The following is a 16,569-nucleotide window of genomic DNA, read 5'->3' as shown; positions in this document are numbered from 1 at the left end:
GCCTTCGCTCGTCTCGTCCGTCTCAACCTCATGCACCGACGATCCATCGATCGCCTGAGCGGAGCAAAGCCCACACCACGCTCAGACCCAAGGCAAATCGTCCTTCTGTGACCATGAAACCTCAACCGGACACCCGTGGGCTTGACCCACGAATGTCCGGTTGAAGAAAAGCGGCAGCCGAGGCGTGTTTAGCTCAGATCTGTGTCCTATTTATTGTCATCCTCGGGCTCGACCCGAGGATCCAGGGGCTTTCAAAGCCGCTCTCGGCGGCCCCGGGATTGCCGGGTCAAGCCCGGCAATGACAGTAAAGGTTGAGATCAGGGACTCTATCCACAGCCCAAAAGCTCGGCCGGACACCCGTGGGTCAAGCCCGAAGATGACAATGGGTGTTGATACGGAACACCCATGACCGCTACCGCCGCACGTAGACCCAGGCCTCCAGGCCGGACGCCAGCGGCACCAGGATGCGCTTGTAGTCCGACACCTCATAGGCATCGGCGGCGGCAAGCTCGGCCTCGGTGATGCGGAACACCGTCCCCGCCACCCGGTCCGCCGCCGCGCCGGGCTCGACGATCGGGTGGAAGCGCTTGCCGCTGGTGCGGATCACCTCGGGATCGGTGATCTCGATCTCGCCCCGGCGCCAGCCCGGCATCGCGTCCGGCGTCCCTTCGAGGCGGCGGCCGAAGGAGGAGAGCTGGACATTCTCCTGCTGCAGCGTGCCGTAGGAGAACAGCAGGACGGTCGCGTCCTCGGTCATCGTGTATCCTCGGAATCGGGCGTCGCGCCGGATCATAGCCGCCGTGCCGCGGCGAGGGGAGGGCGGGTCGCGGAACGGCTTTGCCCGGAACGGGCCGAGAGGCTAGGAAGGGAGCCTTGCCTTTCGGCCGTCGCCCGCCTTTCTCCAGAATGCCCGCCATGACCGCTTCCCTCGCCCAGGCCCGCCGTCTCGTCATCAAGGTCGGATCCGCCCTGCTGGTCGACCCGCGCACCGGGCTGCTGCGCCGCGCCTGGTTGGACGCGCTGGCCGACGACGTCGCCCGCTGCCGCGCGCGCGGGCAGGAGGTGATCATCGTCTCCTCCGGCTCGATCGCGGCGGGGCGCGAGCATCTCGGCCTCAAGGGCCGGCCGCTGCGGCTGGAGGAGAAGCAGGCGGCGGCCGCCACCGGCCAGATCCGCCTGGCCCATGCCTATCAGGAGACGCTGGCCCGGCACGACATCACCGTGGCCCAGATCCTCTTGACCCTGCAGGACACCGAGGACCGCCGCCGCCACCTGAACGGCCGCGCCACGATCGAGACGCTGCTGCGGCTGGGCGCGGTGCCGGTGATCAACGAGAACGACACGGTGGCCACGGCCGAGATCCGCTTCGGCGACAACGACCGGCTGGCGGCGCGCGTGTCGCAGATGGTCTCGGCCGACACGCTGGTGCTGCTGTCGGATATCGACGGCCTCTACACCGCCGACCCCAAGCGCGACCCGTCCGCGACGCTGATCCCCGAGGTCCACGAGCTGACGCCGGAGATCGAGGCGATGGCCGGCGAGGCGCTGCCCGGCTACTCCTCCGGCGGCATGGTCACCAAGCTGGTGGCCGCCCGCATCGCCATGGGCGCCGGCTGCCGCATGGTCATCGCCATGGGGAAGGAGGCGGCGCCGCTGCAGCGCATCGAATCCGGCGCGCCCTGCACCTGGTTCGTGCCGGGGGCGGAACCGCGCACCGCCCGCAAGCGCTGGATCGCGGGGTCGCTCAAGCCGATCGGGTCGGTGGTGATCGATGCCGGCGCGGCCAGGGCGCTGGCCGATGGCCGCAGCCTGCTGCCGGCCGGGGTGACCGCGGTCGAGGGCCGCTTCCGCCGCGGCGACCCGATCGCGGTCAAGGACGGGCAGGGGCGGGTGCTGGCCCGCGGCCTGTCGGCCTATGATTCCGACGACGCCGACCGCATCCGCGGCCATAAGAGCCGCGAGATCGAGGCCATCCTCGGCTATCGCGGCCGGGACGAGATGATCCACCGCGACGACCTGGTGCTGGGCTAGATGCCCGTCGCCACCTCGTCGGCATGGAGTCCGAAGCCGGACGTGCCCGGATCACCGAGGCCGGGGCGCAGTTGCATGCTCGGGATCAGGTAGTCGCCGCCATTCTGCCGCCGGTAGGGGATCGGCGGGGTGGTGGCCAGCGTCCGCATCCGTTCGCGCAGACGCTCGGCGACCGCCTCGAAGCCGGCCTCGGCGAGGCGATCGACCCGGTAGGCCACGAAGGGCGGCAGCACCTCATAGCCCGGGTAGTAGAGGATCCCGTGATTGATCGGGAACAGCAGGTCGTCGATCGGCCCGTTGACCCCGCGGGCGGCGTAGTGCTCCTCCCAGCCGCCGGCGGTCACGATCAGCATGGCGCGCTTGCCGGCCAGGGTGCCCTCGCCGTAACGGTCGCCCCAGCGTCGGTCGCTGTGCTCGCCGACGCCATAGGCGAAGCCGTAGGCGAAGACCCGGTCGACCCAGCCCTTGAGGATGGCCGGCATGCCGAACCACCAGAGGGGGAACTGGAGGATCAGGACATCGGCCCACAGCAGCTTCTCGATCTCGGCCCTGACGTCCTCGGTCAGGGTGCCGGTGTCGAACGCCGCCTTGGACGCGGCGACCGCGATCAGCCGCTCGTCCGGCGGCTGCGACGGGAAGTCGGCGCGGTCGACCTCGGACTTCCAGCCCTCGGCGTAGAGATCCGACACCCTCACCTCATGGCCCTGCGCCTCCAGCTCATGGATGGCGACGTCGCGCAGCGCGCCGTTCAGCGAGCGTGGCTCGGGATGGGCGAAGACAAGCAGCACCTTCATGGTCGGGGATCCTTTCACGAAACCGACCCCTCAGGTGGCGACCGACGAACTGATCCGCTATATGTCGATAATGGATAGGATCATGCCGAAAAATGGATAGGCCGGACGTCTCGCTCGAGCGCATGCGCAGCTTCGTCCGTGTCGCCGAGCGCGGCAACCTGTCGGCGGTGGCGCGCGAGCTGCGGGTCGGCCAGTCGACCATCACCCGGCATCTGCGGGAGTTGGAGGCGGCGGTCGGCGTGCCGCTGCTCAGCCGCACCACGCGGCGCGTCACCCTGACCGACGAGGGCCGCCGCTACCATGCCGACTGCATCCAGATCCTGCGGCTGGTCGAGCAGGCGGGGGACGAGGCCCGGGCCGCGCGCGGCGCCGCATCCGGTACCATCCGGGTCTCCTGCACCGCGGCCTTCGGGGTGCTGCAGGTCAGCCGGCTGGTCTTCGCCTTCCAGGACCTCCACCCCGGCATCGTCGTCGACCTCAACCTGACCGACGACTATGTCGACCTGGTGCGCGAGGGCGTCGATGTCGCGCTGCGCCTGGGGCCGCTGGCCGACAGCTCGATGAAGCTGCGCCCGCTCGGCCGGTCGCGGCGGCTGATGGCGGCGGCTCCGGCCTATCTGGCGGCGCGCGGCCGCCCGTCCGTGCCGCAGGACCTGGCCGGCCATGAGGGCATCCGCATGACCAACGTCGCCGGCAGCGAGACTCTGGTGCTGGAAGGGCCGGGCGGCGAGCGCCACACGGTGCCGTTCGGCGGCCGGTTCCGGGTCGATCACGGCCTTGCGGCGCGCGAGGCGCTTGCCGCCGGCCGCGGCATCAGCCCGGCGCATCGCTGGCTGGTCGACGACCTGCTGGCGGACGGCCGGGTCGAGGCGATCCTGCCGGGCTGGGAGCCGCCGCCCGTCCCCTTAAGCCTGCTGATCGTGCCGGAGCGCGCGGGCATCGCCCGGGTGCGGCTGCTGGTCGATTTCCTGGCCGAGCGGATCGCCGGCATCCCGGGGATCGAGGGGCGCTAGCCGGCCTCGTCCGCGGCTGCGAGATGGTCGCGGTAGCGCTTGCGCAGCTCGGTCTTCAGCAGCTTGCCGGTGGCGGTGTGCGGCAGCGCGTCGACGAACACCACGTCGTCCGGCCGCCACCATTTCGCGACCTTGCCGTCGAACCAGCCCAGGATCTCGGCCTTGGTCGGCGCCGCGCCTTCGGCCGGCACCGCGATCAGCACCGGCCGCTCGTCCCATTTCGGGTGGCGGGCGCCGATCACCGCCGCCTCGCGCAGCTTGGGGTGGCCGACGGCGATGTTCTCCAGCGTGATCGAGCTGATCCATTCGCCGCCCGACTTGATCACGTCCTTGGCGCGGTCGACGATCTCGACATAGCCGCTGCCGTCGATGGTGGCGACGTCGCCGGTGCGGAACCAGCCGTCCGGGGTGAAGGCGGGGTCGCTGTCGCGGCCGAAATAGGCGCCGGCGACCCAGGGGCCGCGCACCAGGATCTCGCCGAAGGCGACGCCGTCCGCCGGCACGTCACGGCCCTCGGCGTCGACCACGCGCAGCCGGATGCCGAACACCGGCCGGCCCTGCTTGCGCTTCAGCGCCAGCCGCGTGGCCTCGTCCAGCCCCTGCGTCTCCGGCTTCGGCGCGTTGAACAGGCCGATCGGGCTGGTCTCGGTCATGCCCCAGGCATGGCAGATCTCGACGCCGTAGTCGCGCTCGAACGCCTCGGCCAGCGGCAGCGGGCAGGCCGAGCCGCCGATCACCAGCCGCGGCGGGCGGGTGAAGCGCGCGCCGGTCTCACGCAGATGGGCCAGCAGGCCGAGCCAGATCGTCGGCACGCCGGCCGCGGCGGTCACCCCGGTCTCCTCCATCAGCCGGAACAGAGAGGCGCCGTCCAGCCGCGGTCCGGGCAGGACCAGGGACGCGCCGGCGAGGGGCGCCTTGAACGGGATGCCCCAGGCGTTGACGTGGAACATCGGCACCACCGGCATGGCGATGTCGGTGGCGCGCAGGCCGAAGGCGTCCGGCTGGTTGGCGGCATAGGCGTGCAGGACGGTCGAGCGGTGCGAGGACAGCACCCCCTTCGGCTCGCCGGTGGTGCCGGAGGAGTAGCAGAGGAAGGCGGCCGTGTTCTCGTCCAGCACCGGCCAGTCGAAGCCGTCGGGGTTGCCGGCGATCAGATCCTCGTAGTCCAGGATCTCGAAGCGGGCGGCGAGGGCAGGGGGCACCGGCTCGGCCGGCGGTTCCAGCAGCACCAGCGTCCTCAGCGCCGCCGGCAGCCCGTCGCCGATGCCGGCCAGGACCGGCAGGAACATCGGGTCGAGGAACAGATGGGTGTCGCCGGCATCGGCCAGGATGTAGGCGATCTGGCCCGGGAACAGCCGCGGATTGACGGTGTGGCACACCGCGCCGATGCCGCTGACGCCGTAATAGAGCTCGAGATGCCGGTGATCGTTCCAGGCCAGCGTCGCCAGCCGCTCGCCCTGGGCCACGCCGCGCTTGGCCAGGGCATGGGCCAGGCGGGCGGTGCGGGCGGCGATCTCGGGGTAGGAGTGGGTGACGGTGCTGCCGTCGCGGCGCTGGGTGACGATCCGCGCTTCCCGGTGGAAACGGGCCGCATGCTCCAGCAGCGCGCCGATGCGCAAGGGTTCGTGCTGCATCCGGCCGAGCATCGGCTCCTCCCCTGTGCCGCGGCGGGTGCGCCGCCTTTCACAGAGGATAAGAGGAAAGCCGGCCGGAGCTACAGCGGAAATGGGGGGAAGCGGCTGCGGCGCCGCTCAGGCCTGTGCCAGCAGGTATTCGCGGTCGACCGAGGACTCGTGCACGCGGTGGTCGAAGCCGTAGACGTGCAGCGAGATCGCGACCGCGTCGCCGTCATTGACCATCTGGTGGATGTTGGGGCCGGTCGTCTCCAGGCTCGCCATGTCGCCCGGCCGGTGCAGGGCTTCCGAGGTCCGGGCCACGCGGACCTCGTCCAGCGCCCGGAAGCGGAATTCGCTCAGGCTGCCGCGGATGATGCCGAAGGCGCAGGGGCAGTGATGGTCGTGGATCGCCGTCCGGGCGCCGCGGTCCCACACCATGGCCCAGACGCTGCGCCGGGCATCGTTCCACAGCAGGTTGCGGGCATAGCGGCCGGGCCGCCACATCAGGTCCAAGTCGCAGACCAGCTCGGGATGGGCGGTGAAATGCTCCAGCACCGCCTCGGCCGACCCGCCGAAATCCGGCAGGGTCTTCAGCGTCGCGCCCTGCCACCGGGCGGCGGGGCGGACGGCATCTGCTGCGGCTGCGTGGGTCATGGTCCGGCCTGCCTCTCCAATCCTGGGACCAGCGTAGGCCCGGCCGGCGGGAATCAGCTTGCGTTGTTGCCGGAAAGAACGGGGTGGTGGGGAAATGATTTTCGATTTTCGTCAGATCCGTAGAAAATGGTTCCGTCATCGGCGTTCCGGGCGATGCCGCCCATGCGCCGCAACCGAAGGACCGCCATGGCCCCGCCGACCACGCTCAAGCTCGACGAGATCGACCTCAGGATCCTGAAGGCGCTGCAGGCGGATGCGACCATCGCCCTGGCCGAGCTGGCGGAGAAGGCCGGCATCTCGGCCACGCCGTGCTGGCGCCGGGTGCAGAAGCTGGAGCAGGCGGGCATCGTCCGCAGGCGTGTGGCGCTGCTCGACAAGGCGGCCCTCAATGTCGGCGTGACGGTGTTCATCGCCGTGCGCACGAACCAGCACTCGGTCGAGTGGCTCGAGCGCTTCAGCCGGGCCGTGCGCGACCTGCCGGAGGTGGTCGACGTCTACCGGATGAGCGGCGAGGTCGACTATCTGCTCAAGGCCTATGTCGCCGACATCGCCAGCTATGACGAGCTGTACCGGAAGATCATCGCCCGCATCGAGCTGGCCGACGTCACCTCCATGTTCGCCATGGAGGAGATCAAGTCGACGACCGAGATCCCTCTCGGCTTCGTCAAGCCCTGAGCCGGCGGCACCTGGGCAATCGCTTGAGAGGAAAAGGCGCTTTCTCGTATTGCCTCTCCCGCTTGCGGGAGAGGTCGGAGACGCGAAGCGGCTCCGGGTGAGGGGACTTCGTCGAGGCCAGGACCAGCCCTCACCCGGTCTCGCTGGCGCGAGCCCGACCTCTCCCGCGTCCGGCGGGAGAGGAAATCCGCGCTCATCGTCTCAAGTGATTGCCCTGCCGGCGCGGCACATACTTTACCTGTCGGTAAATTTTTTCGGCCGGCCTGTCGATTCCGGGCCGGCCCGTTCGTCTTCTTCCTGAGAGCCGGCGGTCCGGAGCGGGATGGGCCCCTCCGCGAGACGATCCGGCACAGGGCGGAAGAGGATTCCCATGTCGCAGCCGCGGACGGACACTTCCTATCGCTGGGTCATCATCGGCGTCGGCGCGCTGATGACCTGCGTCGGCATCGGCGCGATGTTCTCGCTGGCGATCTTCCTGCAGCCGATGGCGACCGATACGGGCTGGAGCCGGGCCGGCATCTCCAGCGCCATGACGCTCAACTTCCTGGTCATGGGCGTGGCCGGCTTCGGCTGGGGCACGCTCAGCGACCGGCTCGGCGCCCGGATCGTGGTGCTGAGCGGCGCGGCGCTGCTGGGGCTGGCCCTGGTGCTGGCCAGCCACGCCACCTCGCTGGCCTGGTTCCAGCTGATCTACGGCACGCTGGTCGGGCTGGCGGCCGGCGCCTTCTTCGCGCCGATGGTGTCGGCCGCCACCGCCTGGTTCGAGACCCATCGCGGCCTGGCGGTCTCCCTGGTCTCGGCCGGCGTCGGCGTGGCGCCGATGACCGTCTCGCCCTTCGCCGCCTGGCTGGTGGCGGATTACGGCTGGCGCACGGCGATGATGGTGATCGGCATCGCCGCCTGGATCCTGCTGCTGCCGGCCGGGCTGCTGGTGCGGCGGCGGCCGGCCGCGGCGGGCGCGGCGGGCATGGGCGCCGCGGCGCCGTCCGGCGGGATCGGCGACATGTCCGCGGGGCGGGCCTTCCGCACGCCGCAATTCGCCTTGCTGGCGGCAACCTTCTTCCTGTGCTGCGCCGCCCATTCCGGGCCGATCTTCCACATGGTCAGCTACGCCGTCACCTGCGGCATCCCGGCGCTGACGGCGGTCAGCATCTACAGCGTCGAGGGGCTGGCCGGGCTGGGCGGGCGCCTGCTGCTGGGCGTGGCGGCCGACCGGCTCGGGGTCAAGCGCGTGCTGGTGGCCGGGCTGCTGGTGCAGGCGGTGGTGATCGTCGCCTATCTCATGGCCGCCAATCTCGGCGAGTTCTACCTGCTGGCCACGATCTTCGGCACCGCCTATGGCGGGGTCATGCCGCTCTACGCCGTGCTGGCGCGCGAGTATTTCGGCCAGGCCGCGATGGGCAGCGTGTTCGGCGCCGCGACCATGGCCTCCAGCATCGGCATGGCGCTGGGGCCCCTGGCCGGCGGCTGGGTGTTCGACACCTTCGCCGCCTATCACTGGCTCTATATCGGGTCCTTCGCGGTCGGGCTCGGGGCGGTCGCCATCGCACTGGCCTTCCCGCCGCTGCCGTCCCGGCGGCCGCGGCAGCTGCAGCCGGCCTAGGCTGCGCAAGAGCGTCCCGGCGGCCCCGTCCTGCCCCGGCACGGCGGGGCCGCCGTCCGGGTCGCCTGCCGGCATGCGCGCAAAAACAAGCCGCGGGGGACCGCGGCTTGGTTGAGGTCGTTAGGAAGCGGAAGGGTGCAGAAGGTACTGCACGAGGAACTATACCATAGATTCAGCAAGAGTGGAGTGTTTTTCTAAAAGACCGGCGCGAGGTCCTTGATCGGACAAAGAAAAATGCCATACAATTCAGCTTGTATTTAATGATCAATACTATAGGCGTCAAAGTTGACGCGATGCTGCGAACTTTCTCTCTAGAGAGCTGATTTGGAACGCTTTTGATCGGCGCTCTTCGGCAGCGGCAGGGTCAGGGTGGTCCGGGTTCCGCCGTTCCGGTCGACGGTCAGGCTGCCGTCCAGCCGCCGGGCCATCGCCTCGACCAGGGTCATGCCGAAGCCGCGCCGGCTGCCGTCGTCCGGACGGCCGTCATCGATGATGGTCAGGGTCAGGCTGTCGCCGTCGCCGCGGTGCAGCGACACCGCGATCCGGCCGCCGCGGCCGTCGCGGAAGCCGTGCTTCAGGCTGTTGGTCACCAGCTCGTTGACGATCAGGCCCAGATGGATGGCGGCGTCCAGGGGGATCTGCTGGGGCGGGGCCTCGACCGTCAACGCCACCGGCCCGGTGCTGGCGGCGAAGGCCGACTGCAGATGGGCGCACAGCTCCTGGACATAGCTGCCGGCATCGATGTGGGACAGGTCGTCCGACCGGTACAGCTTCTGGTGCACCAGGCTCAGCGACTGGATGCGGTGGCCCACCACCGCCAGCTCGTCCCGCACCGCCGCCTCGGTGGCGCGCGACGCCTGCAGGTTCAGCAGGCTGGAAATGATCTGGAGGTTGTTGTTGACGCGGTGATGCACCTCGCGCATCAGCACGTCCTTCTCCTCCAGGCTGGCGCGCAGCGCCCGCTCGACCTCGCGCAACTGGGCATTGGCGGCGATCAGCTGCTCCTCGCGCTGGCGCAGCTCGGTCAGGCTGGCGATCTGCTCCACGGTCTGCCTGTGCACCTCCTCGAAGGGGTCGACGCCGGTCTCGCCGGCCAGCGCCGCCATGGTCCGATGGGCCAGCACCGTCGGGTCCTGGCCGGCCGCGGCCGGCAGCTCCTTGCGCATCACCAGCCGGACGACGCCGCGGGCATGGCGCAGCTCGACCCAATCCATCAGCGCCCGCACCGCCGCGGTGTCCAGGCGCGGGCGCTGCGGCTGCCCCTGGCCGGTCGGCCGGCGCGGCGCCGCCAGCACGATCTCCAGCGCCATCGGCGGGCCGGACGTCACCAGCAGCGACAGGTTGGCCTGCTCGAACCGCGCCAGGAAGCTGCGGGTCATGGCCGAGGCGGCGGCGACGATCCGCACCCGGTCGCGGCCGTCGAAGCCCAGCTCGGTCGCCACCAGCCGGACGCGCTGGCGCGCCGCGATCACGTCGCGTTCCTCGCGGGTGTCGATGGCCGTGATCAGGGCGCTGGCCGTGGCTGCGCTGCTCATGGCGGGGCCGCCGCTCTACCCGGACGCCGGCCGGCCTCAGGCCGGCGCGAGCGGCGGATGCATGGCCAGCGCCTGGCCGATCACCGAGACCAGCGCCTCCGGCCGGAACGGCTTGGTCACGAGGAAGGTCGGCTCCAGCCGCTCGCCGGTCAGCAGCCGCTCGGGGAAGCCGGTGACGAACACCACCGGCACCGAGATGCCGGTCAGGATCTCGTGCACCGCCTCGATGCCGCTGTCGCCGCCCTTGAGCTGGATGTCGGCCAGCACGATATGCGGCGCCTCCCGCTTGAACAGGGCGACGGCCTCGGCATGGTTGGCGGCGGTGCCGCAGACGGTGTGGCCCATCTCCTCGACGATGCGGGCGATGTCCATGGCGATCAGCGGCTCGTCCTCGACGATCAGGATCCGGGCCGGGTGCTGGCGCTGCATCTCCTTGCGGGCGGCGTCCAGCTGGTCGCGCACCTCCGCCTCCGGCAGATGCAGGATGAAGCCGACATCCTCGAAGGAGAAGCCTTCCAGCGAGACCAGCAGCAGCACCTGGCGCTGGGTCGGCGTCAGCTGCGACAGCCGCGTCTCGACCGGCACCAGCCCCTGCAGCGGCGCCGTGCCGTCGTCGCCGTCGGTGGCGTGCAGCAGGGTGCAGACGTCGTGGAACACGGCGAAGAGCTGGACCCGCAGATTGCCCTCCGGCGGGATCCGCTGCGGGTCGGCCAGGATCGCCTCCAGGAACACGCGCATGTACTGGTCGCCGCGCTCCTGCGATCCGACCAGGGCCCGGGCATAGCGCCGCAGGTAGGGCAGGTGCTTGAGGATTTCCTGCGAAGTGCCGGTCATCGAAGTCCACCTTGGAATGTCCGAGGGGCTCGCCCCGTCGAGCGTTTATGCTTAACGGCCGATGCTCCTGATCGCAATCCGTTCCAATGCCGCAGAACATGCTCGAGGGGCAAGGGGCGCCACAGGAACTTCCATCCTGGTCGTGGATTGGTAATGTAGCGCACCACCACTGGCCGAAGCAGAGCGGGATCCAGCGTTGATGAATCGACGGCGCGGCGAGAAGACGCGAAGGCGGGAGACCGGGCAGCGGCCGGCCGATCCCGGCCGGCCGGCAGCCGACCGCCTGAAGCGGCCGCCGCAATTCGACAACTGGCTCTCGCAGCAGCTCCGGTCGTTGTACGATCCGGTGCTCGAGGAGCCGTTGCCGGACGACCTGATGAAGATGCTCGAGGAAGGCGCCAAGGGGGGCGCCGGGAAGAAGGAGGACGAGGATCGCTGACCGACAGAGGCACGGCGACGTGCGGGCTGGCCGAATTTCTGCCTTATTCGATGCCGAGAGTTCCGGCCGCATCGCCATCGATCCCGCGTGGGCGGCACCGCCGTCGGCGTCAACAAGGAGGGAAATGTGCCATTCGACTTTCACGCCGAGCTGACCAAGGCGATCCCGCATCTGCGGGCATTCGCGCGTTCGCTCAGCGGTGATGCGGATCGCGCCGATGATCTGGTCCAGGACGCGATCCTTCGCGCGCTGCGGGCCGAGAGCCAGTTCACGCCGGGCACCAATTTCCGGGCCTGGATCTTCACGATCCTGCGCAACCAGTATGTCAACCAGCTGCGCCGCCGGAAGTTCGTGGCCGAGCCGAAGGACGGCGTCGACCTCGACCTCCTCTGGGTGCCGCCGTCGCAGGACGCGAAGCTGGAGTTCCAGGATTTCCGCCGGGCGCTGATGCTGCTGACGCCCGACCAGCGCGAGATCCTGCTGATGGTCGGCGCCTCGGGCTTCAGCTACGAGGAGGCGGCGGAGATCTGCAACTGTGCCGTCGGCACGGTGAAGAGCCGCCTGTCCCGGGCCCGGCGCGAGCTGTCGAGGCTGCTCAGCGCGGGGCGAGGATCGGCGAGACGAGGCGACTTCGCAGGCGAGCGGCGCGGACGCGGAGCCGCCGCGGCGCCGGCGAAAACCATAGCCCCTCGGCTCGCCCTGCAGCCCGCGTCGCGGCGGACGGCCTGAGGCCTCGCCGCGTGACCTGAATCGTTGCGGTGAAGCGGGCGGCCTCCGGGCCGCCCGTTTCCGTTTCAGGCCTTCGACTCGCGGGAGGCCGTGATCTCGCCGACGATCGGGCTGGTCGCTGGCCGGTTGACGAAGGGCTCGCGCGCCTCGGCCGGCACGGCCTGGCGGCGGGTGATGCGCCAGGCGGTGAAGATCGCGGTGGCGGTGGCGATGGCGGCGCCGTGCAGGAACAGGCCCCGCGGCCCGACCCAGCCCATCACGGTCGACGCCACCAGCGGCCCGGCGCAGGCGCCGACGCCCCAGCACAAGAGCAGGCTGCTCGACAGCGCCACGGCGGTGCCGCGCGGCGCCAGGTCGTTGGCATGGGCGACGCAGATGCCGTAGGTCGAGATCGAGGCCGCGCCCCACAGGCCGAACAGCACCGCCAGCAGCCAGTCCGAGTCGGGCCGCGCCAGGGCCAGGGCCAGCGACACCAGGATGGTGACGACGCTGGCGCCGAGCATGACCAAGCGCCGGTCGACCCGGTCGGACAGCCGGCCCAGCGGCCATTGCGCCAGGAGGTTGCCGACCTGGGACATCGCCGGGATGGCGCCGGCCAGGCCGACGCCCAGCCCGACCTGCAGCCCCCAGATCGGCCCGATCGAGGCGACGGCGCTGTTGATCAGCCCGCTGGAGGCGCAGCCGATCACCGCCGCTGGCGCGATCCGATACAGCTGGCGCAGCGGCAGGGTGCGGATGGCGGCGATCGACGGGGTGGTGGCGCGGGTCATCGCCACCGGGATCAGCGACATCGAGTAGAAGGCCGAGGCGATCATGAACAGCCCCAGCACCACCGGGCCGCCGGTGATCAGCAGCACGAACTGGCCGCCGACCAGCGCCACCTTCTGGACGATAGTGTAGGCCGAGAACACCCGGCCGCGATGGGCGTTCGGCGTCATCTCGTTCAGCCAGCTCTCGGCCACGGTGAACAGCCCGGCGGAGCAGAAGCCGGTGACCAGGCGCAGCGCCATCCACCAGGCCGGGTCGGCGGCGATGGTGAAGCTGAGCGCCGTCACCGAGGTGGCGGCGGCATAGGCGGCGAAGGCGCGGATATGGCCGACCGCGCCGATGATCCGGGTCGACAGCAGGCAGCCGAACAGGAAGCTCAGCGAATGCGCCGTCGCCACCGCGCTGAAGGCCTGGATCGAATAGCCGGCCTCGGTCAGCGAGATCGGCAGGATGGTGACCAGGATGCCGTTGGCGATCTGCAGGACGGAGATGCCGAGGATGATGGCGGCGACGGGCAGGTAGACGGCGGGCATGATCCGGGCGGCTCGGGGCGTTTCCTGCAGGCAAGCGCGGCCCGGCGAGCCGTGTCAAACGGCGTGATCGAAGGTCAGCCCCGATTTGTCCGGCATGGCCCGATCGGACGGGTTCCGGCCGGCCCGGCATCGGGCTAGGGTGGGGCGGCACAACCGCGGGACGGGGCATGCGGGGGGTGGTTGCAACCGGGCTCGGCCCGTGGAGGCTGCAGGTCGTGGTGGCGGCGGTGTTCGCCGTCATCGTCCTGGCGATCGCCGGCGGGCTGATCTGGTTCAACCATGGCGAGGTCACCCGGCTGGTCCGCGCCGATGCCGGCGCCCGCTTCGACCGCGTGGTCGAGCGCGTCCACAACGCCTTCGGCAACGCGCTGCGCCTGGCCGACACGGTGCTGGACACGGCGACGCTGACGGTCGAGGCCGACGTCCCGGCCGACCGGCTGGGCACGGTGCTGGGCGGCACGCTGCGCGACCTGGAGCAGGCGCTGCCGGCCGCCACCGCCTTCTACGTCGCCTGGAGCGACGGCCGCTTCGTCCTGGTCCAGTCGCTGGCGGATGTCGAGCTGCCGGGCGTGCCGGCGGCGACGCTGCCCGGGGCCGCCTATGCGCTGCAGGTCGTTGACGCCGCCGGCGGCCCGGCCCGCTGGGTGGTGACCGACGCCGAGGGCCGCCCCGTCGGCGCGCCGCAGGCCCTGCCGACCGAATACGACCCGCGCACCCGGCCCTGGTACCGGCAGGCCATGGCGACCACCGGGCCGGTGATGACCGCGCCCTACCGCTTCAGCCATGTCGACGAGGTCGGCGTCACCCTGGCCCGGCGGTCGCGCCTGGACGCGGACGTGGTGTTCGGGGTCGACATCAGCCTCGCCGGGCTCGACCGCACCCTGGCCGAGCTGCGCCGGACGCCCGAGCTGGAGCTGGTGATCTTCGACCGCGCCTCGGGCGCGCTGATCGCCCATCCGGACGGCGTGCGCTACCGCACCGCCTTCCGGGAGCGGCAGGCGGACAATCTGCCGGGCCTGGCCGATCTCGGCTCGCCGCTGCTGGCCGAGCTGTACCGCAGCTACCAGGCCGCCCGGACCGGCCGCAACCTGACCGGCACGCTGGCCGGCCGCACCTATCTCGAGCGGTTCGAGCCGGTCGGCCCGGGCATGCCGGATGTGGTGCTGGGCCTGGCCTATCCCTTCGACCTGGTGGTCGGGCCGGCCGACCGGATCCGCTTCACCTCGCTCTTGATCGGCGCCGGCGCCACGCTGCTGGCGCTCGGCATCGTCCTGGTGGCCGCGAGGGCGCTGGCGCGGCCGCTGCGCCGGGTGACGGGGGAGCTGGGGCGGATCATGCGCTTCGACTTCGACCATGACGACCCGGCCCCGTCGCGGATCGAGGAGATCCGGTCGCTGGCCAGCGCCATCGACGTGCTGGCCGTCACCCTGCGCAGCTTCGCCGCCTATGTGCCGGGGCAGATCGTGCGCGGCATCGTCGGCCGCAAGCTGGTGCCGGCGCTGGGCGGGCGGCGACAGCCGGTCACGGTGCTGTTCTCCGACATCGCCGGCTTCACCGCCCTGGCCGAGGGGCTGGCGCCGGAGGAGTTGATGGAGCGCACCTCGCGCTATTTCAGCGCGCTGGGGGCGGAGCTGATCGGCGCCGGCGCCACCATCGACAAGTATATCGGCGACAGCGTCATGGCGTTCTGGAACGCGCCGGAGGCCCAGCCGGACCACGCCCGGCTGGCCTGCCTGGGCGCGCTGCGGGCCGCAGCGCGGATCGACCGGCTGAACGCCGAGTTCGAGGCCGAGGGCCGCGGGGCCATGCCGACCCGCTTCGGCCTGCACACCGGCGAGGCGGTGGTCGGCAATGTCGGCTCGGTCGACCGGATGAACTACACCGCGCTCGGCCACACCGTGAACGTGGCCGCGCGGCTGGAGGCGCTGAACAAGATCCACGGCACCACCATCCTGGTCAGCGAGGCGGTGCGGCAGGCGGCCGGCGAGGGCTTCGAGTTCCGCTTCGTCGGCAACGAGGTGCCGCGCGGCGCCCGCGAGCCGGTGGCGGTCTACGCCCTGGTGGGGCTACGCGAGGGGGCGGACGCCTAGGGTTGCGGCCCGACATAGCGGGCGCGGGGCCGGATCAGCCGGGCGGCGGCGTACTGCTCCATCACATGCGCCATCCAGCCGACGCTGCGGCCGAGGGCGAAGACCGCCAGCGGCGCCTCCGGCGGCAGGCCGGCCAGCCGCGCCGCCAGCACCAGGGCGAAGTCCAGCGTCGGCCGTTCGCCGGTCAGGTCGAACACGGTCTCGACCAGGGTGCGGGCGACCGCCAGCTCCGGCCCGTCCGGCAGGGTGGCGACGATGCGGTCCAGCAGGTGCTGGCCGCGCGGGTCGCCCTCCGGATACAGGGTGTGGCCGAAGCCGGGCAGGTCCTCGCCATGCTGCAGCCGCTCCACCGCGACGCGGCGGGCGTCGGCGGCGCCCAGCACCCCCTCCAGGAAGGCGCCGGTGCGGGCGCTCAGCCCGCCGTGCAGCGGGCCGTTCAGCGCCGCGAGGCCGGCGGCGACAGCGGCGTGCGGCGAGGCGCCGGTCGAGGCGGTGATGCGGGCGGCGAAGGTCGAGGCGGTCAGCTCGTGGTCGGCGCACAGCACCAAGGCGCGGCGCAGCAGGTCGGCGGCGGGGGCGGGGGCATCCCAGGCTTCGGCCAGCGCCTCATGCGCCGGCGCGGCGGAGGCGGGACGGCGCAGCATCACCGCGGTCAGCCAGCGCAGCAGCCGGGCGCCGGTGCGCTGCAGCCCGGCGGCGGAGCGGGCGAGGGCGCGGTCGTCCTCCACCCCCAGCGCCGGCAGCACCGCCATGGCCCGCTCCAGCGGCGGCAGGCCCGCGGCGTCGGCCGCGATGCGGGCGGCCGTGGGCGGCACCGGCGCGGCCGGGCCGGCGAAGGGATCGTCGGCGGCGACGGACCACAACAGGCCGGCCACGCTCTCCAGCGTCGCGCTCTCGGCCAGCCGCACCGCGTCCCGGCCGCGGTAGTAGAGCCGGCCGCCGGCCACCAGGGTGATCGCCGATTCCAGCACCGGCTGGCCCCAGTACAGCGGCGGCTGGGCGGCCTCGGGCTCGGATTTGCGGGCCAGGCGGCGGATGTCGGCGGCGGCATAGCGGCGCTGCCGCCGTCCGGGCTCGGCGATCGATCGGACCATGCCGCGGCTGACATAGGCATAGAGCGTCGCCAGGCTGACCCCCAGCTCCGCCGCCGCCTCGCCCGCCGACAGGGTTGGTTCCTGGATCATGGGCGGGAGGGCAGGACAGGGATGCGCCGACCCCGACGAGTCCCCCCTCCCCTTGTGGGAGGGGGGTAGGG

At 71.3% G+C, this 16,569-nt stretch carries 15 protein-coding genes; 7 read left to right on the top strand and 8 right to left on the bottom strand.

Annotated elements, in window-relative coordinates; genetic code table 11:
* Positions 1–412: 412 nt before the first annotated feature.
* A complete protein-coding gene (locus BWR60_RS32125) occupies positions 413–757 on the bottom strand; it encodes a gamma-glutamylcyclotransferase family protein (protein WP_088156728.1) in 345 nt (114 codons plus the stop codon).
* A gap of 158 nt (positions 758–915) precedes the next feature.
* Between BWR60_RS32125 and proB the strand changes: the two genes are divergently transcribed.
* Positions 916–2,031 carry a glutamate 5-kinase gene (gene proB, locus BWR60_RS32120; protein ID WP_218823774.1) on the top strand — a complete coding sequence of 372 codons (1,116 nt, stop codon included), beginning with the start codon at positions 916–918 and terminating at the stop codon, positions 2,029–2,031.
* On the opposite strand, the gene BWR60_RS32115 is transcribed toward proB, so the two are convergent.
* Positions 2,028–2,825, bottom strand: coding sequence for an NAD(P)H-dependent oxidoreductase (locus tag BWR60_RS32115; RefSeq protein WP_088156724.1), 798 nt, complete (start codon positions 2,823–2,825; stop codon positions 2,028–2,030). The two genes, proB and BWR60_RS32115, sit on opposite strands and share 4 nt — an antisense overlap.
* A 92-nt stretch (positions 2,826–2,917) precedes the next feature.
* Between BWR60_RS32115 and BWR60_RS32110 the strand changes: the two genes are divergently transcribed.
* Positions 2,918–3,838, top strand: a complete 921-nt coding sequence (locus BWR60_RS32110; protein ID WP_088156722.1) for a LysR family transcriptional regulator — start codon at positions 2,918–2,920, stop codon at positions 3,836–3,838.
* Here the strand turns inward: BWR60_RS32110 and BWR60_RS32105 are convergent.
* On the bottom strand, positions 3,835–5,484 hold the full coding sequence (locus tag BWR60_RS32105; RefSeq protein ID WP_218823773.1) for a long-chain fatty acid--CoA ligase: 1,650 nt from the start codon (positions 5,482–5,484) through the stop codon (positions 3,835–3,837). The two genes, BWR60_RS32110 and BWR60_RS32105, sit on opposite strands and share 4 nt — an antisense overlap.
* Before the next feature lie 105 nt (positions 5,485–5,589).
* Entirely contained in the window at positions 5,590–6,108 is a 519-nt protein-coding gene (locus tag BWR60_RS32100) for a cysteine dioxygenase (RefSeq protein ID WP_088156720.1), read from the bottom strand.
* A gap of 186 nt (positions 6,109–6,294) precedes the next feature.
* Here BWR60_RS32100 and BWR60_RS32095 point away from each other — a divergent pair, with 186 nt between their 5' ends.
* Both BWR60_RS32095 and BWR60_RS32090 read left to right on the top strand, forming a co-directional pair.
* Positions 6,295–6,783, top strand: coding sequence for an Lrp/AsnC family transcriptional regulator (locus BWR60_RS32095; protein WP_088156718.1), 489 nt, complete (start codon positions 6,295–6,297; stop codon positions 6,781–6,783).
* A 370-nt stretch (positions 6,784–7,153) separates the two neighbouring features.
* On the top strand, positions 7,154–8,386 hold the full coding sequence (locus BWR60_RS32090) for an MFS transporter (RefSeq protein ID WP_088156716.1): 1,233 nt from the start codon (positions 7,154–7,156) through the stop codon (positions 8,384–8,386).
* 311 nt (positions 8,387–8,697) lie between these two features.
* Here the strand turns inward: BWR60_RS32090 and BWR60_RS32085 are convergent, their stop codons facing one another.
* Positions 8,698–9,921, bottom strand: a complete 1,224-nt coding sequence (locus BWR60_RS32085; protein WP_088156714.1) for a sensor histidine kinase — start codon at positions 9,919–9,921, stop codon at positions 8,698–8,700.
* A 36-nt stretch (positions 9,922–9,957) separates the two neighbouring features.
* Positions 9,958–10,755: a response regulator gene (locus BWR60_RS32080; RefSeq protein ID WP_088156712.1), complete on the bottom strand. Its 798-nt coding sequence runs from the start codon at positions 10,753–10,755 to the stop codon at positions 9,958–9,960.
* Between the two features lie 199 nt (positions 10,756–10,954).
* Here BWR60_RS32080 and BWR60_RS32075 point away from each other — a divergent pair, with 199 nt between their 5' ends.
* Positions 10,955–11,194: a NepR family anti-sigma factor gene (locus BWR60_RS32075; RefSeq protein WP_088156711.1), complete on the top strand. Its 240-nt coding sequence runs from the start codon at positions 10,955–10,957 to the stop codon at positions 11,192–11,194.
* 87 nt (positions 11,195–11,281) lie between these two features.
* Complete coding sequence (locus BWR60_RS32070) at positions 11,282–11,923, top strand: sigma-70 family RNA polymerase sigma factor (protein ID WP_230983247.1); 642 nt, start codon at positions 11,282–11,284, stop codon at positions 11,921–11,923.
* A 65-nt stretch (positions 11,924–11,988) separates the two neighbouring features.
* On the opposite strand, the gene BWR60_RS32065 is transcribed toward BWR60_RS32070, so the two are convergent.
* Complete coding sequence (locus BWR60_RS32065; RefSeq protein ID WP_088156709.1) at positions 11,989–13,224, bottom strand: MFS transporter; 1,236 nt, start codon at positions 13,222–13,224, stop codon at positions 11,989–11,991.
* Positions 13,225–13,391: 167 nt separating this feature from the next.
* Between BWR60_RS32065 and BWR60_RS32060 the strand changes: the two genes are divergently transcribed.
* The gene (locus BWR60_RS32060; RefSeq protein ID WP_144445833.1) at positions 13,392–15,314 is read left to right on the top strand and encodes an adenylate/guanylate cyclase domain-containing protein; all 1,923 of its coding nucleotides are present in this window, start codon (positions 13,392–13,394) and stop codon (positions 15,312–15,314) included.
* On the opposite strand, the gene BWR60_RS32055 is transcribed toward BWR60_RS32060, so the two are convergent.
* Positions 15,311–16,498, bottom strand: coding sequence for a citrate/2-methylcitrate synthase (locus tag BWR60_RS32055; protein WP_088156705.1), 1,188 nt, complete (start codon positions 16,496–16,498; stop codon positions 15,311–15,313). The genes BWR60_RS32060 and BWR60_RS32055 overlap by 4 nt on opposite strands.
* Between the last annotated feature and the right edge of the window lie 71 nt (positions 16,499–16,569).

It is taken from the genome of Inquilinus limosus (genome assembly GCF_002195995.1).
Lineage (GTDB): Bacteria > Pseudomonadota > Alphaproteobacteria > DSM-16000 > Inquilinaceae > Inquilinus > Inquilinus limosus_C.
The sequence above is the reverse complement of the archived record's forward strand: the minus strand, read 5'-3'. Positions and strand labels throughout refer to the sequence as shown.